We start from the raw sequence: 23782 nt of genomic DNA on the forward strand, positions 1-23782 counted from the left end.
GTTGAAGAGAGAACGAACGCTTTATGTTACAGAAATCGGCGGGAAATCCAAGCTTACGGGGTGGCGATCGGCGCTTGACGGTGGGCGCTTGACGGTGGGCGCTTGACGGTGGGGAAAAACTAGAACAAAATAAGAACATGTCATCCCAGCCCCTGCTTGCGCCCGCCCAGCGCGCTGCTTTTCCGCCGCCGGTTTTAGGGCCGGGGGCGGTGCATGAGCTGGGCTGTGGGGAGGATCATGGGTTGGATGCGGCGGGGCTGATCGGGTTTGCCGCTTTGCTGCTCGGGGTGATCGCGCCGCAGGGCCCGGTTGTTTGGGTGGCGGAGCGGAGCGATTTATATCCGCCGGGACTGATGCGCCTTGGGCTTGATCCGGCGCGGATCATTCTGGCCCATGCTAAAGACGCGCCTGCACGCCTCGCTTCGATGGAGACCGCCTTGCGCGGCGGACTGCATGCGATCGGTCAGGAGCGGCTGAACCGGCTCGCCGCACGGCGTTTGGCGCTGGCGGCCCGGCAGGGTGGCGGTGTTGGGTTGATTTTGGCGGGTGCAATTCTGAGCGATTCCACTGCCTGCGCCAGCCGCTGGCGGATCACCCCTGCCCTATCGCGACAGCCAGACACGCCGCGCTGGCATGCTGAGCTGGTTTATGCCCGCAATACCCCGCCCACCTCGTTCCTGCTTGAAGCCGATTATCATGGATCGTCGCCTGCTTTCACTGTGGTTGCCGGAATGGTCGATCTTGCGCCAATCCCGGTTTTGCGCCGCCAAGCCGGGTGACGGCGCGGATCAGCCGATTGCCGTGATCGCCACGGAACGCGGCGTGCGGCGGGTTCATACTGTGAACGCCGCCGCCCGGGCGCGCGGGGTGCGGGTGGATTTATCGCTCGCGGATGCCAAAGCGATCTGCCCGGATTTGCTGACAAGACCACATGATCCGCAAGGCGATCAGGAAGCCTTGGAGCGGCTGGCTTTATGGGCGCAGGCTTTTACCCCGCTCACCGCCGCCGATCCGCCCGATGGGTTATGGCTCGATATTACCGGCTGCGCGCTTTTATGGGGCGGCGAAGACAGGCTAACAGCGCGCTTGCAGGCACGCTTGCCCGGTGCGCGCATTGCCATTGCGAATAATGCTTCAGCCGCCTGGGCGTTTGCCCGCTATGGTGAGCCCCGCTATGGTGAGTCCCGCTATGGTGAGCCAGGCGCGCATGATTTGGCGGCGCTACCGATAGCGGCGTTAGGGATTGATGCCGCCACCCAGCGCCGGTTACGCCGGTTAGGGCTGCGCCGGATTGGTGATTTGGCGGCGCTCTCGCGGGGTGAATTATTAGCAGGCTGTGGTGCGGAAACCCTCGCCCGCTATGATCGCGTCCGGGGCATTGCCCCCGACATCGTGCATTTTTTGCCGACACCGAGCGATCAAACCGTGCGTGAGCAGCATGCCGAGCCTTTGTTGACCGCTGCCCAGCTTGGCGGCGCGCTGAGCCGCTTATGCCACAAATTATGCGCCCAACTTGCCGTTGCGCGCGCCGGCATGACCGCCCTCACCGCGCAATTTTACCGGGTTGATCGGCGGCTTGAAACGATGCGGCTGGGCTTTTCGCACCCGACGCGTGATGAGGCGCATATCAGAAAATTGCTGCAGAATGGGCTGAACCAAATCGATCCAGGATTTGGTATCGAGGCTATTTTGTTAGAACCGGTGCTCGCCGATATGCCGGATTCCCAGCATGATTGGCTGGACCCTGCGGCGATTGACGAAGCCCATACGCTTGACCTGCTGCTCGCCCGCGCTGACCTGCAGCGTTTTGTGCCGCGCGATAGCCATATTCCCGAACGCAGCGCGCAGCGCACGGGAATTTCGGTTTCGCCCTCGGCATTTCCGCAAACCGCACAGCCACGCCCGGCAGTGTTGTTTGCACGCCCGATCCCGATCCAGGTGATTGCCGAATGGCCGGATGATCCACCACGGATGATCCTGTGGCGGCATCAGCGTTATCGGGTGTTTTATGCGAATGGCCCTGAGCGCATCGCCCGGGATTGGTGGCGTTTTGCGCCTGACCCTTCAGAAAATGAAACTGAGCGGATTCGTGATTATTATTATATAGAAACGACTGAAGGGCTGCGTTTATGGGTGTTCCGGGCTGGGATTTATGCGGCTGAACGAAAGGCTGGTTGGTTTATTCACGGAATTTTTGCATGAGCTACGCCGAATTTGCCGCGATCAGCGCGTTCAGCTTTCTGGAAGGCGCCTCGCTGCCTGAAGAGTTAGTGGCGCAGGCGGCAAGCTTGGGCTATTCGGCCCTCGGGATTGCCGATCATAACAGCCTCGCCGGGGTGGTGCGCGCGCATGTGGCGGCGAAGGCGGCGGGATTGCGCTTGTTGGTTGGGGCGCGCTTAGGTTTTGCCGATGCGCCGGAGGTGATTTGCTATCCGACCGACCGTGCCGCTTGGGGCCGTCTTTGCCGCCTGCTCAGCCTGGGCAAGACGCGGGCCGCCAAAGGGGCGTGCGATTTGCGCATCGCCGATCTGGCGGATCAGGCGGCGGGGCAAATTCTGATCATCATGCCGCCTGCCAGGGTGGATGAGGCTTTCAGTGATTTTTTGGATCAGGCGCAGCACTGGCGCTGTGATCGGCTTTATCTTGCCGCGGCACGGCGGTTTGCGCCTGATGATGCGCACCGTCTCGCCGCACTTGAGCGGCTTGGCGGTCAATATCGGCTGAAACTGATCGCGGTGAATGATGTGCTCTATCATGAGCCGGAGCGGCGCATGCTCCAGGATGTGCTGCGCTGTATTCGTATCGGGTCCACGCTTGAGCAGGCCGGCACCGCGCTTGAGCCCCATGGCGAGCGTTATTTGAAACCCCCTGCAGAAATGGCGCGCTTATTGGCCGCCCATCCTGATGCGCTGTGCCATCAGGATGAGATTTTGCGGCGCGTGACATTTTCGCTTGATGAGCTGCGCTATGAATATCCGCATGAGCCGGTGCCTGAGGGCACCACACCGGATGAGCATCTTGCGGCACTCACCTGGCAGGGTGCGATGCGGCGCTATCCCAAAGCGATTCCTGCGGCGGTGCGTGCGACTATTGAACGTGAGCTGGCATTGATCGCGGAACTTGAGTATGCGCGTTATTTTCTAACCGTGAATGATATTGTGTGCCATGCGCGCCACCTTGGGATTCTCTGCCAGGGCCGTGGTTCGGCGGCGAATTCGGCGGTATGTTATGCGCTGGGGATTACGGCGGTTGATCCGGCGGAAATTGATTTGTTATTTGCTCGCTTTATTTCGGCCGAGCGGCGTGAACCCCCGGATATTGATGTTGATTTCGAGCATGAGCGGCGCGAAGAGATTATTCAGTATTTGTACCAGCGCTATGGGCGCACCCGGGCGGCGCTGGCGGCCACGGTAATTCATTTTCGTCCGCGCAGCGCCATTCGCGCGGTTGGCAGCGTGCTGGGGCTGGCTCAAGACGCCACGGCGGCATTGGCCGCGCAAAGCTGGAATCCCGGCGATGCGCTTTGGTCCGATGCGCAATTGCGCGAAGCAGGATTAGACCCGAGCGCGCCGGTGATCAGACGGGTTGTTGATTTGGCGCGCCTTTTAATTGGCCTGCCCCGGCATTTGTCGCAGCATGTGGGCGGTTTTGTGCTCACCAGCGGGCGCCTCGATGAAACCGTGCCGATTGGCCCGGCTGCCATGGCCGGGCGCAGCTTCATTGAATGGGACAAGGACGATATCAACGCGCTGGGGATGATGAAGGTTGATATTCTTGCCCTTGGGATGCTCACCGCTATTCGCAAATGTTTTGCGCTGCTCGGCATTGATGATTTGGCTTCAGTTCCACGCGAAGACAAGCATGTTTATGCGATGCTGACCCGTGGTGATTCGATTGGGGTGTTTCAGGTGGAAAGCCGCGCGCAAATGAATATGCTGCCGCGCTTAGCACCGCGCTGTTTTTATGATCTGGTGATTGAAGTGGCGATTGTGCGGCCGGGGCCGATCCAGGGTGATATGGTGCATCCTTATTTGCGCCGCCGCCAGGGTCATGAACCAATCGAATTTCCTGCACCCGATCCGGCGCATGGCCCGCCTGATGAATTGCGGCGCGTGTTAGGACGCACGCTGGGTGTGCCGTTATTTCAAGAGCAGGCCATGCGCATTGCCATTGAGGCGGCGCAATTCACCCCTGATGAAGCCAACGCGCTGCGCCGGGCGATGGCGACGTTTCGCAATATCGGCACGATCCAGCATTTTCGCACCAAGCTGGTTGGCGGCATGGTGCAGCGTGGCTATCCGGCTGATTTTGCCGAGGCCTGTTTCCGGCAGATCGAAGGGTTTGGCACTTATGGTTTTCCTGAGAGCCATGCAGCAAGTTTTGCGCATTTGGTTTATGTGTCGGCTTGGTTGAAATGCCATCATCCGGCAGCTTTTACTGCCGCTTTGCTCAATGCTCAGCCGATGGGGTTTTATGCGCCGGCGCAACTGATCAGCGATGCGCGCAGTCATGGGGTTCGTGTCCACCCGATCGATGTCACGCGCAGTGACTGGGATTGCACGGTGGTAAATGGGGCGTTGCAATTAGGGCTGCGCCTAGTTGCGGGTTTTCGCGAGGCCTGGGCCGTGCGGATTATGCAGGCGCACCGAGCGCATGATCTGGCCAGCCTTGCCGCACTCGCCCTGCCGCGCAGTGCGCTGATGCTGCTCGCAGAGGCAGATGCGTTGCGCGGGATCGGCCTTGATCGGCGGCGCGCCCTTTGGCAAATCGGCCAGCTCGACATGGCACCGAGCTTGCCGCTGTTTGGCCCGATAGAGCCTTCGGCGAAAAGCCCGGCTCTGCCGGTGATGCGGACTGGTGAGCAGGTATTGAGCGATTATCAAACCACCGGATTTTCGCTCCGCGCCCACCCGCTTGCATTGCTGCGGGGCGCTTCGGCGCTGGCGGGAACCAGGCCTTGTGCGTCCCTTGCCACCGTGCGGGACGGCTCACGCATCAGCCTTGCCGGGCTGGTGACCGTGCGGCAGCGCCCGGGCAGTGCGAAGGGCACTATGTTTATCACCATCGAGGATGAAACCGGCATTGCCAATCTGATTTTGTGGCCGGCCAATGTTGCGGCGTTTCGCGCGGTTATCATTGCCGCGACGCTGCTGCGCGCGACCGGGCAGGTGCAGCGCAGCGCCGAGGGGGTGGTTCATGTGATCATTGAGGATTTGCAGGATTGTTCGGCATTGATCAGCACTCTTGATGTGCCGATGGCGCGGGCGGATGAAGGCCCAACGCCGCACCGCTCTTCACCCCGCAATCCCTCGCCCCATCACCCCTCGCCCCGTCACCCCCGGAATGAGCGACCTTTGCCGCGCAGCCGGGATTTTCGTTAGAGCGTGATGAGTGATCGGCCATCATGCTCTAACCCTTGCTTGCCGATCCATTTCATTGGGGTCGGTTGAGGCTGTTGATTGAACCGGGTAGGCACGCCTCATTCCAAACAGCTATTTAATTGCGCCCATGAATATGATCGAGGTAAAGAACGTGAACATGCTCGAGGACACCATGATGAAACGCGAGATTGCCTACAAAAACACACAGCGGGACACGATCCTCGCCAACCGGCTGCATTTGCGCGGGAGGCTTTTGAAATTGATCTTCATATTGCCGCTCGCAATCATCGGCTTAGAAGAGATATTCGCGTATATCTTTCTGACAAAGCCAATGATCCATCAAGTGCGTTCGATGATCTCAGGACCGATCCAGGCCGGATGGGCAATCGGCTTTAGCTTGGTTTGGGTCGCGATGATCTCTTATGTCTTCATCCCCATACAGGCTTGGCGGGATTGGCAGCGCACTAAAAACCTCATGAAAGATGTCACGATGCGGTGGGATAAGGACTTTTTGACGATCCAAACCGCAAATGGGACATACCCGAAACCGACCAAAGAGTTCTTAGATATCAAAGTTTCAAAGGATATGATTTTGCTTTATAGTATGCCGAGACTATATTTTGTTGTTCCAACCAGAGCATTTGAAAGCGCAGATCAGAGAATGGATCTTGTTAGAATGATAAGGGCAGCCATTCTGAGCGCGGAGAGCGTACCGACGACGGCTGACGAGAAAACCTAATATCTTCGCACTAAAAAATGTCTATCGCCGCCTTAATACGAATCGCCCGCCCCAATTATCGAGCGATACTAATTTTATTGAGGGTCTGGCCTACGCGGATAGGCACGGATTGAACCGAACCCAATATTGATCTAATCGGCTGCGGATTCTGCGCGATAGGGCGATTGTTCGCCGAGCATGGCCATTTCATCGGCGATGGCTGGGCGTTCTTGCTCCAAAAACGCAGCCACCGCGCGCGCCAAGCCGTGATGGGCAATCCAGTGCGCCGAATAGGTCTGGCTGGGCAGGTAGCCGCGTTGGATTTTATGCTGACCCTGCGCGCCGGCTTCGACGCGTGACAGGCCATGAGCGATGGCAAACTCGATGGCTTGGTAATAGCATAATTCAAAATGCAAAAATGGCACATCCTCGGTGGCGCCCCAATTGCGGCCATAGAGCGCATCGCCGCCGAGCAAATTGAGCGCCCCGGCAATTGGCTTGCCAGCACGATAGGCCAGCATCATCACCACCTGCTCGCCCAAATACGCGCCGAGCAGCGGGAAAAATTTATCGGTCAAATACGCACCACCCCATTTACGATCGACGGTGGAGAGATAAAATTGGTAAAAAGCCTGCCAATCGCGCTTGGTTAGTTCGGGACCGCGCAAGGTGCGAATTTCAAGACCCGCCGCCGCTTCGCGCCGTTCGCGCCGGACTGATTTACGCTTGCGCGACGCGAGGGCGGCGAGAAACCCTTCGAAATCGGCATAGCCGCGATTATGCCAGTGATATTGCACGCCGACGCGCTGCATCCAACCTGCTTCCCCTAATGCGCGCCACTCGGCCTCGGTGCAGAAGGTGATATGCGCGGAGGAACAATGCATGCGCGTGGCCGCCTGCCGCAGCGCATCGGCCAAGGCGCTGAGTGGCACACCCGGTGCGCACAGCAAACGCGGGCCGGGAACCGGGCTGAACGGGGCCGCGATTTGCAGCTTTGGGTAATAGCGCCCGCCTGCCCGCTCTAACGCTTGGGCCCAGCCATGATCGAACACATACTCGCCATAGGAATGCGCCTTGGCATAGCACGGTGCAGCCGCGAGCAACGCCCCTGCCCCATCGCGCAGTGCGGCATGATACGGATACCAACCGCTATCGCCGCCCACCGAGCCGCTCTCTTCCAGGGCGGCAAGAAACCCATGGCTGATGAACGGGTTTTTCGCTCCCGCCGCCAACCGGCCCCAATCGGCGGCATCGATCTCGTGGATGTCCTGGTGCAGACGCAAGGTCAGGTCGGGTGCGGATTGATCCATGGCCCTAATATGCGGCGGATGGCCGCACTGCAAAGCCTGATTGCGTGGATGCTCATAAAATAATCGCGCTGAGCGCTATGGCGCATGATAAAACCATAATAATCCATTGATTTGGCATAATTTTATTCTCGCCGCCGGATATTGCATGCGACCGACCCGTGCGCCACAAACACTGATCGTCAGGAGATAAACAATGCAGCATGATTTGGTCAGCGCCCCCGTCGCGATCACCGAGCAACGCCTTGCCGATTATCGGCCACCCGCCTTTCTGATCGATAATGTCGATCTGATTTTCGATCTGGACCCTGATGCTACGCGGGTTCGCGCGACCTTGTCGTTGCGGCGCAATCCTGCGCATGGCGATGATCGTGCGCCTTTGGTGCTTGATGGTGAACAGCTCCATCTGGAGGCGCTGCGGATTGATGGTGAAGCGCTCGGCGGCAATCAATATAGCTGCACCGAACATCATTTAACCGTGTTTGATCCGCCGGATGCCTTCACCCTTGATACGGAAGTGACCATCGCGCCGGCGCGCAACACCGAACTGGCCGGGCTCTATGTGTCGGGCGGTGATTTTTTTACCCAATGCGAGGCTGAGGGCTTTCGCCGGATTACTTTTTTCCCGGATCGGCCCGATGTGATGGCGCGGTTTAGCGCCACGCTGATCGGCGATCCGGCGCGCTGCAACGTGATGCTCTCCAATGGCAATCCGGTGGATCGCGGCACCACGGCGGACGGACGCGCTTGGGTTAAATGGGTCGATCCGCATCCCAAGCCGAGCTATTTGTTCGCGTTGGTGGCGGGTAATCTGGTGAGCGTGCATGATCAGTTCATCACGGCGTCAGGCCGCGTGGTCACGCTGGGGATTTATGTTCGCCCCGGTGATGAGGACAAAATTGACCATGCGATGGCGTGCGTCAAGAAATCGATGCGCTGGGACGAGATAAGGTTCGGCCTTGAATATGATCTTGATATTTTCAATATCGCCGCCGTTAGTGATTTCAATATGGGGGCGATGGAAAATAAGGGCCTCAATATTTTCAATACCAGCCTAGTGCTCGCTCGGCCAGAAACGGCGACCGATCTTGATTACGAGCGGATTGATCGGGTGATCGGCCATGAATATTTTCATAATTGGACCGGCGATCGGGTCACGTGCCGCGACTGGTTTCAGCTTTCGCTGAAAGAGGGGCTGACGGTGTTCCGCGATCAGGAATATGGCAGCGACACTAATGATGCGAGCCTGTCGCGGATTGCCGATGTTGAAGATTTGCGCGCCCGGCAATTTCGTGAAGATGGCGGGCCGCTCGCACATCCGGTGCGCCCGGCCACCTATCGCAAGATTGATAATTTCTATACCGCAACCATTTATAATAAGGGCGCGGAAGTGGTGCGAATGATCCAGACCTTGATCGGCTGGCCGGCCTTTCGCCGTGGGTTTGACCTCTATATTGCCAAAAACGATAACAAGGCCGCGACGATTGAGGATTTCGTCGGCGCCATGCAGGAGGCCTCCGGCTATGATTTTACCCAATTCATGCGCTGGTATGAGCAGGCGGGCACACCGGAGGTCCGGTTTTCCCAGCGTTATGATAAAAAAACGCAGCGTTATGAATTGACCTTGCAGCAAACGACCCGGGCGACCCCTGGCCAGGCGGATAAGGCGCCGTTCGTGATCCCGGTGGCGTTCGGCTTGATCGGGCCGGATGGCGGGGCGCTGATGATCCAGCGCGCGGGAGAGATTGCGCCGCAAAGTGGCACCGCGCTGCTGGTGCTCAATGCGCCTGAGCAAACATTTGTCTTTGAAAATGTCCCCGCTGAGCCTGTGCCTTCGCTGTTTCGGAATTTTTCCGCCCCGATCAAACTGAGCGGCTATACAAGCGATCAACTCCGGCATCTCGCATCCCACGACCCCGATGGGTTCAACCGGTGGGATGCTGGTCATCGGTACGCCGCTGATATTTTGCTTGACGCGATCGCGGCAGGAACCCCGCAGCATATTGAGGATGCCGGATTGCTGGCCGCGATGGCCGCCTCACTCGATCACGCCGCCACATCGCCCGGTCTTTCGGCGAAATTGCTGGAATTACCATCCATGGTGACGTTGGCTGACCGGATGGCGGTGATCGATCCGGTGGCAGTCCACACCGCACGCGAGGCGGCGCGCCGGGTGATTGGGCAGCATTTGCAATCCAAGCTGCTCACCACCTATCACGCAATGGCGGATCATGGCGATTTCAACACCGATCCGGTCAGCGTTGGCCGGCGTGCGTTGCGCAATGCCTGTCTTTCACTGCTGATCGCAGCAGACAAGGCGCAGGGGCTAGCGCTGGCCGAGGCGCAACTGGCCGAGGGCAAAACGATGACCGCGACGCTTGCGGCCTTATGGTTGCTGGCGAATAACCCTGGTCCGGCGCGCGACCAGGCGCTTGCCGCGTTCTATCATCAATGGCGGCATGATCCGCTGGTCTTGAATAAATGGTTCTCGCTCCAAGCGCGCAGCACCGCAGCTGATACGTTGGAGCGGGTAATTGCCCTCACGCTTCATGCTGATTTCGACATGAAAAATCCCAACCGGTTCCGCGCGCTGGTGGGCGCGTTTGGCTCGGGCAATATGCTGCATTTCCATGCGGCTGATGGCGCGGGCTATCAATTTTTCGCCCGCATGACCCTCGCACTTGATCCGATCAATCGCAGCATCGCGGCGCGCGGCATTGAGGTATTTGCCGATTGGCGCCGCTATGATCTGGCGCGCCAGGAAAAAATCGGCGCAGCACTCGATATGATCCTCGCAGAGCCAACGCTTTCGGCAAATACGCGAGAAATGGCTGAGCGCGCCCGCGCCGGATAGGCGCGGGTTGGTTAGATCAATATTGGTTGAGGTCAAACCGACAGATTTGATCTAAACGAATGAAATTGATCGGCAAACAAATGTTAGAGCGTGATTGATCATCAGCCATCACGCTCTAACGCGAGGCCGCCTCCATGGCGGCCACCGCACTCATATTGACCAAGCCGCGCGCGGTAACACTCGGCACCGCGATATGCAGGGGCTTGGCCAAGCCTAACAAGAGCGGCCCCACGGTAACCGCTTCACCGGCGGCTTTCAGCAGGTTGAAGGAGATATTGGCCGAATCGATATTGGGCATGATCAGCAAATTGGCCGAGCCGGTGAGGCTGCTATCGCATACCGAACGATCGCGGATCGGCTCGAACAAGGCGGCATCGGCGTGCATTTCACCATCAACCTCCAAATCCGGGTCTTGCGCGCGGATCATCGCGAGGGCGCTGCGCATTTTACGCGCCGAGGGCAGGTTTGAGGCGCCAAAATTCGAATGCGACAGCAGAGCGACTTTGGGGGCAATGCCGAATTTGCTGACCATTGATGCGGCCAGATGGGTCATTTCGGCAATTTCTTCGGCGCTGGGGTCTGGATTGACGTGGGTATCGCAAAAAAACAGATTGCCGCTTTGCAAAATCAGCGCGGTCAGGGCGGAGACCCGCTTGATGCCGGGCCGGCGCTGGATGATCGGCATGGCGTAGCGGAATTGCCGTTGCCAATCGCCCAAGCCACCACAAATCGCGGCATCGACCTCGCCAGCGGCGAGCAACATGCCGGCGGCAACGGTTGGCCGGCGCATTAATTGCCGCGCCGCCGCATCCGGTGGCACGCCGCGCCGACCGACGAGGCGCTGATAATCATCGAGGAGGCGACGAAACAGGCCGGATTCGCGCTCGAAATCGATGATCCGAAAATCCTGCTCCGGCTTCATCCGCAAGCCAAGCGCGGCAACCCGTTGCAAGATGCGCTCCGTGCGCCCTACCAGATGCGGCACGCCGAGCCGGTCATCGATCACGCTTTGCACCGCCCGCAAGGTGCGCTCATCCTCCCCCTCGCTATAAACGATGCGGGTTTTAGCGGCGCGCGCCACTTCAATCACGGGGCGGAGCAACTGGCCGGAGCGAAACACGAAACGCTCCAGATCGGTCATATAGGCGTCGAAATCAGCGATCGGCCGACGGGCCACGCCTTCGGCCATCGCGGCACGCGCGACCGCCGGGGCGATGTGCAGGATCAGGCGCGAATCGAAGGGTTTGGGGATGATATAGTCGCGCCCAAACATCGGCGCGTGGCCGCCATAGGCGGCGGAAACCGTGTCCGACGCCTCGATTTGCGCAAGATTGGCAATCGCGTGGACTGCGGCGAGTTTCATCCCCTCGGTGATCGCGCTCGCGCCGACATCAAGGGCGCCGCGAAAAATGAACGGGAAGCAGAGGACATTATTAACTTGGTTGGGAAAATCGCTGCGCCCCGTACACATGATCGCATCGGGGCGATGGGTGGCCACCAGATTGGGCAGAATTTCAGGCTCTGGGTTGGCCAGAGCGAGAATCAACGGATTGGGCGCGAATTTACCGAGCCATTCGGGCTTCAGCACACCGGGGGCGGACAGGCCGAGGAAAATATCAGCACCATCCAGCACATCGACCAGATGGCGCGCCTCGGTATCGCGGGCGACGCTGGCCAGTGTTGGGTCGAGCTTGGGGCGACCTTGATAAATCACCCCCTCAATATCAGTCATGGTGATCCGTTCCGGCGCGGCCCCCAAGGCAATCAGGGTTCGCACGCATGACAGAGCCGCGGCACCGGCGCCGGAGGTGACAATATTGACCTCACAAATCGATTTTCCCTGCACTTTCAACGCATTGAGCACAGCGGCGCCGACGATGATGGCGGTGCCGTGCTGATCGTCATGAAAGACCGGGATCGTCATCCGATCGCGCAAGGTCTGCTCAATGCGAAAACATTCCGGTGCTTTGATGTCTTCGAGATTGATCCCGCCGAAGCTTGGTTCCAAGGAGGCGACGATGTCGATGAATTTATCGGGGTCAGGCTCATTGACTTCGATATCGAACGTATCGATGCCGGCGAATTTTTTGAATAAAACCGCCTTGCCTTCCATCACCGGTTTGGAGGCGAGCGCGCCGATATTGCCAAGGCCGAGCACGGCGGTGCCATTGGTGATGACGGCGACCAGATTGCCGCGAATGGTGTAATCATAAGAGGTGTCGGGATCGTCCTTGATCGCAAGGCATGCTGCGGCGACGCCGGGGGAATAGGCCAGCGAGAGATCGCGCGAGGTTTCCATGCGCTTGGTCGGGGTGATGGTGAGTTTGCCGGGCCGGGGGTACCGATGATACTCTAAGGCCGCCTTACGGAGCGCGTCATCCATGTTTGTTACTCCCTTAAACCAGGCACCATCAGCCGGACCAGCCGATAGGCTATCTCGATCGGGCGATTATGCGCAATTATGGTGCGCCGCGCCATCGCGCCCATGCGGTGCTGCTGCGCTAATTCGCCAGGGTTCGATCAAAAATGACGGTTCGATCAAAAATTACGGATTATCGGCACTGGGGCCAAGCTCGCGAGGAGCAAATATGCGGTCGAGAAGACTCGAACTTCCACAGGGTTTCCCCCACAAGCACCTCAAGCTTGCGCGTCTACCATTTCGCCACGACCGCATCGTGTCCGACGCCCTATAGCCGATGGATCAGCGCGCATCAATCAGGGGGGCATCCATCGGTGATATCGGGTGGGAGGTGACGTCCGGCCTCACCGATTACGCGATGGCGGTTGAGGTGATGCAAGCACGCGCCGCCGCGATTCGGGCTGGCAGCGCGGGCGAGCAAGTGTGGCTGGTTGAGCATCCGCCGATCTATACTGGGGGCACATCGGCGCGCGAGAGCGATGTGCTGGGGAGCGGGACCATCCCAACGCTGCGCACCGGACGCGGCGGGCAATGGACCTATCACGGGCCTGGCCAACGGATTGCTTATATCATGCTCGACCTGACCAGGGCGCATGGCATGGTGCCGGCGCGCGATGTGCGCGGCTTCGTCGCTTCGTTGGAACGCTGGCTGATCCTTACCCTGGCGGTGTTTGGCATTCATGGCGAAACCCGCGATGGACGGGTTGGGATTTGGGTGGTTGATCCCATGACGCAGCGCGAGTCAAAGATTGCGGCCATTGGTGTTCGGGTTTCGCGCTGGGTCAGCTTCCATGGTGTGGCGCTGAATGTCGCGCCTAATCTTGATCATTATCAAGGCATTATCCCCTGCGGGATCCGCCAGCATGGGGTGACCTCGATGGCAGCGCTCGGCGTGCGGGCCGACATGGCGGAGATTGACGCGGCGTTGCGCACGCAATTTGATCACGTCTTCGGGTCAGACATCTAAAAATCAAGCCACGCGCTGCGGCGTGCGACCCTTGCGAAAAACGCAGAACTAGGACAGTGGCACTTACTCGTAACGCTGCTTATTATCTCGCGTGCTATGAGTGTTTCAAACCGATCACACACCAATATTCAAGATACCGAGCGCGGCGGTGACGCGGATCGTGCCGATTTGCTGCTGTTGCTGCATGATGTGGCGCGGCTGACCCGGATCGAGACGGACCGCCGGGCGCGGGCGCAGGGCATGACGCGAGCGCAATGGGTGATGGTGCTCAAATTGGCTCGGCATCCTGGCCTGTCGCAAAAAGATTTGGCGGAGTTGCTGGAGGTCGAGCCGATGACGGTAGCGCGCCTGACCGATCGCTTGGCCGAGCGCGGGCTGGTTGAGCGGCGGGCCGACCCGGCGGACCGGCGGATTTGGCGGCTTCATTTGCGCGATCAAGCGGCGCCGCTGATCCAGCAAATCCAAACCGAGCGAGCGGCGATTGCGGCTTTAATCACCCGCGATTTGCCCGCGCCGATGCGCGAGACAACCGAGCAGGCCTTGCTCACCATCAAACGCAGCCTCGCCGAGACGATGCAGTCCGACGAGCATCGCCAGGGCGAGACGCCGGACGCCGCAAACGATCCATCAGACCGATTCGGTAACAACTCTTTTCCAGCACGACCGCTTCATTCAGCTTCATCGGAGATTGACGAATGTCACAATCATCGCCCCTGAGCACCGCCGCCGCCCGCGAAGCGTCCGTCGATACGTCGAAAACTCAGCGCAGCGCCCGTAGCCTGCGCCCGGCGCTGATGATTGGCGGGGTTGCAGTTATTCTGCTCGCCGTGCTGCTCTATTGGTTGTTCAGCGGCGGCTCGGTTTCGGTGACTGATAGCTACGTCAAAGCCCGGCGTGTGGCGCTTTCGACCGACGTCTCTGGCCTGGTGACCAAGGTGGCGGTGCGTGACCACCAGCAGGTGAGCAAGGGGCAGGAGTTGTTTGAGCTTGATCCCGCGCAATTTGCCATCGCGGTGGCGCAAGCGCGGGCGAATTTGGCGGAAGCGGTGCAGAAGATTGACGGGGCAAAACAGAGTTATGCCGCGCAGATAGCCAAAATTAACGCGCAAAAGGCTGTTGTTGCGAATGACCGGATCAATTTTCGCAGCTATCAAGCGTTGATCGGCAATGGTGGGGTGACCCGCACCGCCTATAACAATGCTAAATATAAGTTAGAGATGGATGAAGCCTCGCTCGAAGCGATGACGGCGCAGGCCGGTGTTGATCTGGCGCAGCTTTCGGGCGACCCGCACATTGCGGTCGCCAAAACGCCGCAATATCAACGCGCCCGGGCGGCGCTTGATCTCGCGGAGCTGAATGCTCGCCACGCCATTGTGCGCGCCCCGTTCGCTGGTGTTGTCACTGAAACGGCGAAGCTTCAGCCGGGCATGTTTTTGCCCGCCGGCACCGCTGCCTTCGCGTTGGTTTCCAGCACCGATATTTGGGTGCGCACGCAACCCAAGGAAACCCAACTGACCTGGGTTCGACCGGGCGATAAGGTGCGCATCCATGTCGATACCTATCCGGGCCGAGTGTGGCACGGTGTGGTTGGCAGCATTTCGCCGGCCAGCGGCTCGAGCTTTTCGATCCTGCCGGCACAAAATTCTTCGGGCAATTGGGTGAAAGTGGTGCAGCGCATCCCGGTGCATATCAAAATCATCAGCGGGCCGAAAAACCTGCCGTTGCGCAATGGGATGAGTGCGGAAATTACCATTCTGACCGGGCATCAGCGCTCGCTCAGCCAGCTTTTTTGAGCCCGATCCATGGCGGGTGAACAAGCCGGGTCGGGGCCCGAAGTCATGCGGGTCGAGGGGCTGCCGCGCGTCGTCATTACTATTGGCTGCATGATCGGCACGCTGATGCAGGCGCTTGACGCAACAATCGCCAACGTCTCGCTGCCCTATATGCAAGGGTCGCTCTCAGCCTCCTATGATGAAATAACCTGGGTGCTCACCTCCTACGTGATTGCCGCTGCAATTATGACGGCACCGGTTGGCTGGCTTGCGGCGCGGTTCGGGCGCAAGAATATTTTTCTGGTGTCGCTGATTGGCTTCACGATCTCCTCCATGATGTGCGGGATCGCGACGTCTTTGGGCGAAATGGTCGCTGATCGGCTGTTGCAGGGCGTGTTCGGCGCGGCCTTGGTGCCGCTCAGCCAATCGACCATGTTGGATATTTATCCGATTGAAAGACGCGGTTCGGCGATGGCGATTTGGGGTATCGGCGTGATGATCGGCCCGATCCTCGGCCCCACATTGGGTGGTTATCTGACCTATTTTTACAATTGGCGCTACGTGTTTTTTGTTAATCTGCCCTTTGGCATCGCGGCGACATTGGCACTGGCGTTTTTCATGCCCAAGCGCGCCAAGCGCCCGGCTTCCGGCAATTTTGACTGGATTGGCTTTGCAGTGCTGTCGCTGTTTCTGGCCGGGCTGCAGATTATGCTGGATCGCGGCCAAGAGAAGGATTGGTTTGCGTCGCCGGAAATAATTGCCTACGCGGTGTTGGCCACCATTGGGCTGTATTTGTTCATTGTGCACATGTTTACTGCGAAAAATCCGTTCATTCCACGGGCGATTTTTCGTGATCGCAATTTGAACGCGTCGCTGATCACCATGTTTGCGGTCGGCTCGGTGCTGCTGTCCTCGGCCACCTTGATGCCACCGTTCCTGGAGCAGCTTGGTAATTATCCGGTTGAGGCGGCTGGATTGGTGATGGCGCCGCGCGGTCTTGGCACCATGGCCGCGATGATGATCGCGGGCCGGCTGTCTAACCGGGTCGATCCGCGCTGGCTGATGTTTTTGGGGTTCATGATGTTGCTGGTCTCGTTCGATATGATGACCAACTGGTTGCCCAGTTCGCCACGATCCTACATTTTGGAAACCATTATTGTGCAAGGTGCGGGGCTTGGCTTTGTGTTTACGCCGCTGCAAGTGGTGGCATTCTACACGCTCGATCCGGCGCTGCGCACGCAAGGCACGTCGATCCTGAGCCTGATGCGCAATGTCGGGATGGCGGTGGGCATTGCGATTACCGAGGCATTTCAGGTGCAAATGGCGCAAATATCGCACGCCAGCCTGTCCAGCTTGATCACGCCGTTCAACCGGGCGCTGCAAGTCGGCGGTGCGGTCCAGCGTTATCTTGACCCAACCACGCCGCACGGCGCCGCGTTGCTCGGCGCGATGATCAATCAGCAATCGCAAATCATCTCTTATATCGACGCGTTCAAATTCATGATGTTCATCAGCGTGCCGGCAGCCTTCTGCCTGCTCTTGATGCGCCGCCCGCCACGGTATAACGCAATACCGGCAGAAAAACATGAGATGGCGGTGATGGAATGACGATTCATAATCACAAAAATGACGACGCATCAGGGTTATTGCCCGTTTTCTATTTCGAGGATTTCCAGCCGGGCCAAATTGCGACGAGTGGCTCGATTACCGTTACGGAAGCTGACATCATTCGTTTTGCCGCCGAGTTCGACCCGCAACCGATGCATACGGACCCAAAAGCCGCAGAAGCGATCACCGGCGGGCTGATCGCGAGCGGGTGGCATACCGCGAGCTTGACGATGCGCTTGCTGATCTCCGGCCGCGGTTATCGCCCGGCACCTGGCACACTCGGCCTCGGTTTTGAAAATCTGCGCTGGCATAAGCCAGTGCGGCCTGGTGATACGTTGCATTTACAAATCGAACTCCTATCGACACGCGCGAGCGAAAGCCGGCCAGATCGTGGTATCATTTCTTCCCGCTTCACCACCTTCAATCAGCATAACGAGGTGGTGCAATCGATGACGAGCAGTGCCATCGTTCCGCGTCGCCCGGTATCGTCTTAGGCAAGCTCGGCACCTTTGTGGTTCTTGGTGCGTTTTTTGACGAGCATGACTTAGATTGCGTCGATGGGGCCATCGGCCAAACGGCCAAGGCCCGCATCAATCACCGCCGCCATTTGTCCTCCGGTTAATCGCGGCGTTGCCGAAAACAAGGATACATCGCCACTCCGCAACACGATGCGCGCATCCGGCCCGCGACTAATTTCCAGCGTATCGCCAACGCTGAGGTGCAAAATTCGATCGAGTTGCACCACCTGCTCATCGAGCACCGCTTCAATATTCATCTCGGTTTGGCGTAATTCTTCCGCGAGATGGGTCTCCCAAATGCGGTCACGGCCAAATTTCTCGCCCATGAATTGCTGCAAGAGCAAATCACGGATTGGCTCCAGCGTGGCAAAGGGCAAAATTATTCGCACGTGACCAACCCGTTCTTCAATGCGAACCTGCATAACGATATTGAGTCCAGAGCCGGTCACCGGCCCGATTGTTGCGAACCGAGGATCGTTTTCGATCCGATCCACCTTAAACCGCGCTTCGGCCAACGGCGCAAAACTCGAAGTCAAATCTCGTAAAATCAGCTTCGCGATACGATCTGCGATATTGGATTCGATTGAGGTGAAGCCGCCTGCTTTCGGCACCCTATTCGCGCCCGCATGCCGGCCGCCCAGCATCACCTCGACCAGATGCTGCACGAACGCCGCGTCAAATGCGATCAAGCCGAGATTATCCCAATCCAACGCCCGGAACACAATCAATAAATGCTGCCGTGCCACCTGCTCCAAGCACACAGAGAGACGCACTGATTGCAGCGCCACCAATTCGACATCGGCAGTCACCTGCATCAAATTCCGTAAATCATTGGCAAAAATTCGCGTCAGCCGATCAAACACAATTTCCGCCATCGGCAGGCGCTCATACGAAACCTTGTTTTGATCCGCGAGCGCCTCGATCGTGATCGGCACCGGCGCGGTGTGCGCCGGGTCTTGCGCCGATATAGTGGCTGCGCCGGACTCGTAATCTGATTGGAGTTCGTCGCTCATTGGACAATCAGCTCCTCAAACAGAACCTTATGCAGCTTCGTCGGCATAAACAAAACGTCGAGCCGCTTCTCGATTCCAGCGCGCAACGCGGCGGTGCCCGCCTTGCCGCGCAATGTCTCACGCGTTTGTGCCCGCAAATAGGTTTGCACCACGTCCACCACTTCGGGCATCCGCGCTTTAATCGGCTTGAGGGGGGTATGGGCGGGAAAAGCGAGACTGATTTTCAGCTTGATATATGAGGTTGAACCGCCATTGCTATCCAGATTGGCAACAATCTGTGGAACACTCACAAAAATATCCATCTGTGGCGCGACCTTATGGACAATCTTGGTGGATCGATGCAGCACGCCTGCATAAATCAATCCCGCACCGGCGAGAGCGCCGATGATCAGAACCGCCCCCACGATCATAATCAGCTTTTTGCCACGCCCGGTTTTGCTCGGTGGCACCAGGGAAGCTGCCGCATCCGCCGTTGGAGATTTCGCCATATCCTGTCCTAACGCTTGATGATCATATCAGTACTCGGCGATCAGATCGTGAGCGCTTTGATCGCGATAGCGGAGCATGCCGGAGATATCTAAATATTCTCTTACCAATCACTCCAAAAAAATTTTTGTATTTCGCTGAAAATATTCGGCTGATAGAAATCAAATATTAAGAATTGCTGTTGATATTGTCCGGACGATCACTCCAAGGGCGCTCGGAATTTTATGCAAAACACCACATCGATAATTCTGTCCCGGATGACGACTGCATCGCGTCAGATTGATGTGATCGCCAATAATATCGCGAATGTTTCAACACCAGGCTATCAGGCGTTGCACGTGCAATCGGCGAGTTGGACTGATCAAATGCGCCGGGTTAGTGCGCCTCCGGGTGCCAGCTCACTCGCTTATACCTATTCACCGGGCACCTGGCGAAGCACCCAAGCGGGTGCCCTTAAAGTGACGGGCAACCCTCTTGATCTGGCAGTCACGGGCGACGGCTATTTCACGGTGCAAACGAGCCAAGGGGGCCGACTAACCCGCGATGGGTCTTTTACCCTGTTGGCCGATGGCACAATCGGCACGATGTCGGGTGACCCGGTTTTAGACACGAGCGGTTCGCCGATTCAGGTGCCGCCGTCCGGCGGCCCATTGACGGTTGCAGCGGATGGCACGATCAGCGATCGGACCGGCATTCTGGGGCAAATTGGCGTGGTGAAAGTTTCTCAACCATCCAATTTGGTTTCGGCTGGAGGTGGATTGTTGCAGGCGACCGCACCGACGCAAAGCGTGACCAATCCAGCAATTGTACAAGGCGCAATCGAAGGTTCAAACGTACAACCCGTTGTTGAAATTACTAAAATGATGCGCGCGAGCCAAAATTTTCAAATGCTTGCGCAATTTATCAGCGCCGAGCAATCGCGCAGCCAAACCGCTATCAGCCAGTTGCTCGGCCCCGCCAACAGTTAACAGCCTAAGGATCATTCATCATGCGCGCTCTCGACGTTGCGGCCACCGGCATGCAGGCTCAGCAAACCAATGTGCAAGTGATTGCCAATAACATCGCCAATATGACGACCACGGGCTTTAAGCGCAGCCGCGTGGAATTTCAGGATTTGCTCTACCAGGATTTATCGCGCCCCGGTTCAAACAGTTCAGCCTCGGGCACGATCATCCCCACGGGCACGCAAATTGGCCTTGGTGTTCGCACGGCGGGGGTCTATCGGATCGATCAGCAGGGCAATTTGCAACAAACCTCTAATTCGCTCGATCTGGCGATATCGGGCAATGGGTGGTTTCAGGTGACATTGCCCTCCGGCCAGACGGCCTATACCCGCGATGGCACGTTTGCGTTGGCGCCCGATGGCACCATTGTTACCAGCGATGGCTATGTCGTGCAGCCTGGCATTCAAATTCCGACCAATGCGACGAATGTTACCATCAATAGCGCGGGTCAGGTGCAAGTTTCGATTTCTGGGCAAACCGCGCCACAAACCGTCGGCCAATTGCAGCTCGCGACTTTCCCCAATGATGCCGGACTTGCGGCCCAAGGGGGCAATTTATTTGTGCAAACCGCAGCCTCTGGCGATCCGGTAACGGGGGTGCCGAGCGCGCCTGGATTTGGCCAAGTCATGCAAGGATTCGTTGAAAATTCGAACGTCAATGTTGTGAGCGAAATTACGGATCTGATCACAGCGCAGCGCGCCTATGAAATGAACAGCCAAGTGATCACCACGGCTAATCAAATGATGTCTACGCTCACTCATTTGTAATATTATGATACGCTCCTTATTCAAATTTGGGCTGCTTTGCGTGGTCATTTTGGGCCAAATACCTTGCCACGCGGAGGCTGGCACGGCGCCTGTTGGTTTTGTGCTGATTAATCGGGCCAACGTGAAGCTTAGCGATTTGTTTCGCCATCTCGGTCCAGCGGGGGATCAGTCGGTTGGTCCGGCACCGTTACCCGGCCAGCAAATCATCGTGCCTGCGGCACAGCGCGCCGTTATTGCCGCGCGGTTCCATCTTACACTCAAAAATCCGCCGCATAATGCCGTGGTGATCAGGCGCTCAGGGCAGGCGGTGCCGATTGCGCGGCTGCAGGCCGCTCTCGCCCCGGCCCTGGCCGCCGCTGGTGCGCCCAGCCGCCCCGTGGTCAGTTTGATTAACACGCAAAGCCCGATGATCCCGCCAGACACCCAACCGACGATCACCACGACCGACCTGCAATTTAACCCGAGCAATGATCATTTCTCGGCAACCCTGGTCATCACCGCGCCCGGCATGGGCCTTGAGCCGATCTCGGTCGATGGGTCAGCGCTGCCAGGCATTGCAGTGGTCATCGCAACGCATACGCTGCAGCCTGGCGAAATTATTAACGGCGCTGACATTGCCGATGCCTTGGTGCCCCGTGCAAGCGTTCCAGCCCGCCCGGTGCGCAGCATCGCCTCCGTGCTCGGGATGCAGGTGCAACGGGCAATCAATGCCCATGAACCATTATCAAGCCGTGCGCTCGCCAGTCCTTTGCTGGTGCGAAAAGGCGCCTTGGTCGAATTGGTATTGCACATGCCCGGCATTACCATCTCTGCGCATGGCATAGCACTCGCGTCTGGCAGTGCCGGTGATGTGATCGAAATTCTGAACCCCAACTCGCAGGCGGTGCTGCAGGCGATTATCCGTGGTCCGGATCGGGCTGATGTGGTGCCGGGGAGTGTTGCGACACACCAACAGCACCCCACCCCCTATTATCGCGCTGCGGAGGTTCAGTGATGAACCGGTTGGCGCGCTGGCTCAAATGGGTTGCTGTTCTGCTGATCAGCGCACCGCTCGGCGGGTGCGGGATGTTTGCCAATCTTGCGGATGTTGGGCACCCGCCGCCCATGACCCGGATTACCAACCCGACGACGCTGCCGAGTTGGCGCCCGGTGAGCATGCCTATGCCGCCGAGTTATCCGGTGCCGGCTGCACCCGATAGCCTCTGGCGGCGCGGCGCTCGTGCGTTTTTCAAGGATCAGCGGGCGTCGCGCGTCGGTGATATTATCACGGTTCTGGTCAATATTAATGATGGTGCCACGCTCAAAGATCAAACCACCTTGGCGCGGACCGGCTCGGAGTCTCTCGGCGTGCCGAATTTGTTTGGCTTGGAGGCGATGATACCGCGTGTGCTGGGCAAGGCGGTGAGCCCATCAAGCCTCGTTTCGGTTTCTGGTGCTGGCAATTCAACGGGCAATGGGCAAATCCAGCGCAATGAATCGGTCACGCTGTCATTGGCTGGCGAGATTACCCAAGTGCTGCCCAATGGCAATCTGGTCGTGGTCGCCCGCCAAGAAATGCGGGTGAATAGCGAGTTGCAAGTGCTCACTGTGCAGGGCATTTGCCGCCCGCAAGACATTGCGAGCGGCAATACAATTGCCGCCGATCAGTTGGCCGAAGCCCGCATTTCGTACGGCGGACGCGGCCAACTGATTAATGAACAATCGCCACGAGTGGGTCAGCAGGTGCTTGATGACATCATCCCGTTCTGATCGTGGCGCAGCGCACGGCTTAAAGTGCCGCGAGCGAGAGGCCGGTCTCGGACCGCGATATTGTCGCGATCCGCGCGCCACCCGCGCTCGAGGCCATGACGATGTCGCCGGGGGCCATCAAATCGCCCGCGTCGGCAAAATATCCGGCTTGATCGAGCGTATCGAGTGCGTCGGTCTCGACCCGATAATGCCAGAGGGTGAAGCCGTTGGCATACGCCAAGACCGAAAGGTTGCGCAGAGTAAAAGCCATGACGAAACTCCTGTTAGAAAACAATTATTTAAGGTTGCGCCCAATGCGTATCTTTTATAGGATTATTATCCTATTTATAGCGAAATTAAAAGGCGGTCCGGTGCTCTGCGCCGACGAGGCTCCCCCGATCATTGCCTTACGATTTGGTTCTGGTTTCATCGCCGCGTCTCCGTCAAAAGGAACATAACAAGAACATTTATACCAGAGGTTGTGCGTTTGGCAAGCGAAATCGGAACATTTTCCTATATTTTTTTATGCCAACCCTAGAAAACATTCAAAATTACTGTAGAAACAAAACCATGCGGCACGAAGAACTCTGGCGGGCGATCGACACTCTGGCCGCTGAGCGCGGTTTATCGACGTCCGGGCTTGCCCGTGCGGCGGGGCTTGATCCCACGAGTTTCAATCCATCCAAACGGCGGGCGCGCAATGGCTTGCCGCGCTGGCCATCCACCGAAAGCATCGCCAAAATCCTGGCTGCGACCTCGATCTCCCTCGATAATTTTGCCGCTTTGGTTGCGGGTGCGCGCGCGCTTGGCCCGCGCATGGCAGAGGCGCGACCTCGCAAAATCCCGGTGATCGGCGTCGCCCAGGCCGGGCAAGACGGGTATTTTGATGATGCCGGTTACCCGGTGGGTGGCAGTTGGGAGCAGGTCGATTTGCCGCAAAACACCGATGCGAACGCCTATGGGCTGCGCATCAGCGGCAATTCGATGGAACCGGTGTATCGCGCCGGGGATATTGTGATCGTTGCGCCGCATGCCACGGCGCGCATTGGTGATCGGGTGATCGCGCGCACCCGCGCGGGCGAGGTGATGGCCAAAATCCTCACCCGCCGCACAGCGACTGACATTGACCTCGCCAGCTTCAATCCTGAGCATCCAACCCGGCGCATCGCTCTGGCCGATCTCGCGGCCTTGCACCGGATTATGTGGGCAAGCCAATAGCCCCTTCCACCCGGACGCGAGC

20 protein-coding genes and 1 tRNA gene are annotated in these 23782 nt (G+C 58.3%); 15 read left to right on the top strand and 6 right to left on the bottom strand.

The window, feature by feature from the left end; all coding sequences use genetic code 11:
* Window positions 1-137: 137 nt before the first annotated feature.
* The 4 genes from ACYUCQ_RS02905 (at window position 138) to ACYUCQ_RS02920 (ending at window position 6120) form a co-directional block, all read left to right on the top strand.
* Window positions 138-779 (top strand): hypothetical protein, encoded by a 642-nt coding sequence (locus tag ACYUCQ_RS02905; protein ID WP_460253000.1) that lies wholly within the window; start codon window positions 138-140, stop codon window positions 777-779.
* Window positions 697-2202, top strand: coding sequence for a Y-family DNA polymerase (locus ACYUCQ_RS02910; RefSeq protein ID WP_460253001.1), 1506 nt, complete (start codon window positions 697-699; stop codon window positions 2200-2202). Before ACYUCQ_RS02905 ends, ACYUCQ_RS02910 begins: the two co-directional genes overlap by 83 nt.
* Window positions 2199-5381: an error-prone DNA polymerase gene (locus ACYUCQ_RS02915; protein WP_460253002.1), complete on the top strand. Its 3183-nt coding sequence runs from the start codon at window positions 2199-2201 to the stop codon at window positions 5379-5381. The genes ACYUCQ_RS02910 and ACYUCQ_RS02915 overlap by 4 nt, the downstream gene beginning before the upstream one ends.
* A 127-nt stretch (window positions 5382-5508) precedes the next feature.
* The gene (locus tag ACYUCQ_RS02920) at window positions 5509-6120 is read left to right on the top strand and encodes a YcxB family protein (protein ID WP_460253003.1); all 612 of its coding nucleotides are present in this window, start codon (window positions 5509-5511) and stop codon (window positions 6118-6120) included.
* 131 nt (window positions 6121-6251) lie between these two features.
* Here ACYUCQ_RS02920 and ACYUCQ_RS02925 read toward each other — a convergent pair whose 3' ends face one another.
* Window positions 6252-7409: a GNAT family N-acetyltransferase gene (locus tag ACYUCQ_RS02925; RefSeq protein ID WP_460253004.1), complete on the bottom strand. Its 1158-nt coding sequence runs from the start codon at window positions 7407-7409 to the stop codon at window positions 6252-6254.
* Window positions 7410-7602: 193 nt separating this feature from the next.
* On the opposite strand from ACYUCQ_RS02925, the gene pepN reads away from it, so the two are divergent.
* Window positions 7603-10260, top strand: coding sequence for an aminopeptidase N (gene pepN, locus ACYUCQ_RS02930; RefSeq protein WP_460253005.1), 2658 nt, complete (start codon window positions 7603-7605; stop codon window positions 10258-10260).
* Between the two features lie 115 nt (window positions 10261-10375).
* On the opposite strand, the gene ACYUCQ_RS02935 is transcribed toward pepN, so the two are convergent.
* Together ACYUCQ_RS02935 and ACYUCQ_RS02940 are read right to left on the bottom strand one after the other, a co-directional pair.
* Window positions 10376-12643, bottom strand: coding sequence for an NADP-dependent malic enzyme (locus ACYUCQ_RS02935; protein ID WP_460253006.1), 2268 nt, complete (start codon window positions 12641-12643; stop codon window positions 10376-10378).
* 206 nt (window positions 12644-12849) lie between these two features.
* Window positions 12850-12932 (bottom strand) — tRNA-Leu (locus ACYUCQ_RS02940).
* A gap of 24 nt (window positions 12933-12956) precedes the next feature.
* Between ACYUCQ_RS02940 and lipB the strand changes: the two genes are divergently transcribed.
* The 5 genes from lipB to ACYUCQ_RS02965 all read left to right on the top strand — a co-directional run bounded on the left by lipB (window position 12957) and on the right by ACYUCQ_RS02965 (window position 17520).
* Entirely contained in the window at window positions 12957-13646 is a 690-nt protein-coding gene (lipB, locus tag ACYUCQ_RS02945; protein WP_460253007.1) for a lipoyl(octanoyl) transferase LipB, read from the top strand.
* 96 nt (window positions 13647-13742) lie between these two features.
* The gene (locus ACYUCQ_RS02950; protein ID WP_460253008.1) at window positions 13743-14363 is read left to right on the top strand and encodes a MarR family winged helix-turn-helix transcriptional regulator; all 621 of its coding nucleotides are present in this window, start codon (window positions 13743-13745) and stop codon (window positions 14361-14363) included.
* Window positions 14342-15439, top strand: a complete 1098-nt coding sequence (locus tag ACYUCQ_RS02955) for an HlyD family secretion protein (protein WP_460253009.1) — start codon at window positions 14342-14344, stop codon at window positions 15437-15439. Before ACYUCQ_RS02950 ends, ACYUCQ_RS02955 begins: the two co-directional genes overlap by 22 nt.
* Before the next feature lie 9 nt (window positions 15440-15448).
* Window positions 15449-17026, top strand: coding sequence for a DHA2 family efflux MFS transporter permease subunit (locus ACYUCQ_RS02960; RefSeq protein ID WP_460253010.1), 1578 nt, complete (start codon window positions 15449-15451; stop codon window positions 17024-17026).
* Complete coding sequence (locus tag ACYUCQ_RS02965) at window positions 17023-17520, top strand: MaoC family dehydratase (RefSeq protein ID WP_460253011.1); 498 nt, start codon at window positions 17023-17025, stop codon at window positions 17518-17520. The genes ACYUCQ_RS02960 and ACYUCQ_RS02965 overlap by 4 nt, the downstream gene beginning before the upstream one ends.
* A 50-nt stretch (window positions 17521-17570) precedes the next feature.
* On the opposite strand, the gene ACYUCQ_RS02970 is transcribed toward ACYUCQ_RS02965, so the two are convergent.
* Window positions 17571-18557 carry a FliM/FliN family flagellar motor switch protein gene (locus tag ACYUCQ_RS02970; RefSeq protein ID WP_460253012.1) on the bottom strand — a complete coding sequence of 329 codons (987 nt, stop codon included), beginning with the start codon at window positions 18555-18557 and terminating at the stop codon, window positions 17571-17573.
* Window positions 18554-19045, bottom strand: coding sequence for a flagellar basal body-associated FliL family protein (locus ACYUCQ_RS02975; RefSeq protein WP_460253013.1), 492 nt, complete (start codon window positions 19043-19045; stop codon window positions 18554-18556). The genes ACYUCQ_RS02970 and ACYUCQ_RS02975 overlap by 4 nt, the downstream gene beginning before the upstream one ends.
* A gap of 222 nt (window positions 19046-19267) precedes the next feature.
* On the opposite strand from ACYUCQ_RS02975, the gene ACYUCQ_RS02980 reads away from it, so the two are divergent.
* From ACYUCQ_RS02980 to flgH, 4 genes are all read left to right on the top strand, one after another.
* Window positions 19268-20011, top strand: coding sequence for a flagellar hook-basal body complex protein (locus ACYUCQ_RS02980; protein ID WP_460253014.1), 744 nt, complete (start codon window positions 19268-19270; stop codon window positions 20009-20011).
* 20 nt (window positions 20012-20031) lie between these two features.
* Window positions 20032-20814, top strand: coding sequence for a flagellar basal-body rod protein FlgG (flgG, locus tag ACYUCQ_RS02985; RefSeq protein WP_460253015.1), 783 nt, complete (start codon window positions 20032-20034; stop codon window positions 20812-20814).
* A gap of 121 nt (window positions 20815-20935) precedes the next feature.
* The gene (flgA, locus tag ACYUCQ_RS02990; protein WP_460253016.1) at window positions 20936-21808 is read left to right on the top strand and encodes a flagellar basal body P-ring formation chaperone FlgA; all 873 of its coding nucleotides are present in this window, start codon (window positions 20936-20938) and stop codon (window positions 21806-21808) included.
* Complete coding sequence (gene flgH / locus ACYUCQ_RS02995) at window positions 21808-22563, top strand: flagellar basal body L-ring protein FlgH (RefSeq protein WP_460253017.1); 756 nt, start codon at window positions 21808-21810, stop codon at window positions 22561-22563. Before flgA ends, flgH begins: the two co-directional genes overlap by 1 nt.
* A gap of 19 nt (window positions 22564-22582) precedes the next feature.
* Here flgH and ACYUCQ_RS03000 read toward each other — a convergent pair whose 3' ends face one another.
* Window positions 22583-22813 (bottom strand): hypothetical protein, encoded by a 231-nt coding sequence (locus ACYUCQ_RS03000; protein WP_460253018.1) that lies wholly within the window; start codon window positions 22811-22813, stop codon window positions 22583-22585.
* A 299-nt stretch (window positions 22814-23112) separates the two neighbouring features.
* Between ACYUCQ_RS03000 and ACYUCQ_RS03005 the strand changes: the two genes are divergently transcribed.
* Entirely contained in the window at window positions 23113-23760 is a 648-nt protein-coding gene (locus tag ACYUCQ_RS03005; protein ID WP_460253019.1) for a S24 family peptidase, read from the top strand.
* Window positions 23761-23782: the final 22 nt, after the last annotated feature.

Source organism: Acidiphilium sp. MT5 (assembly GCF_054767495.1).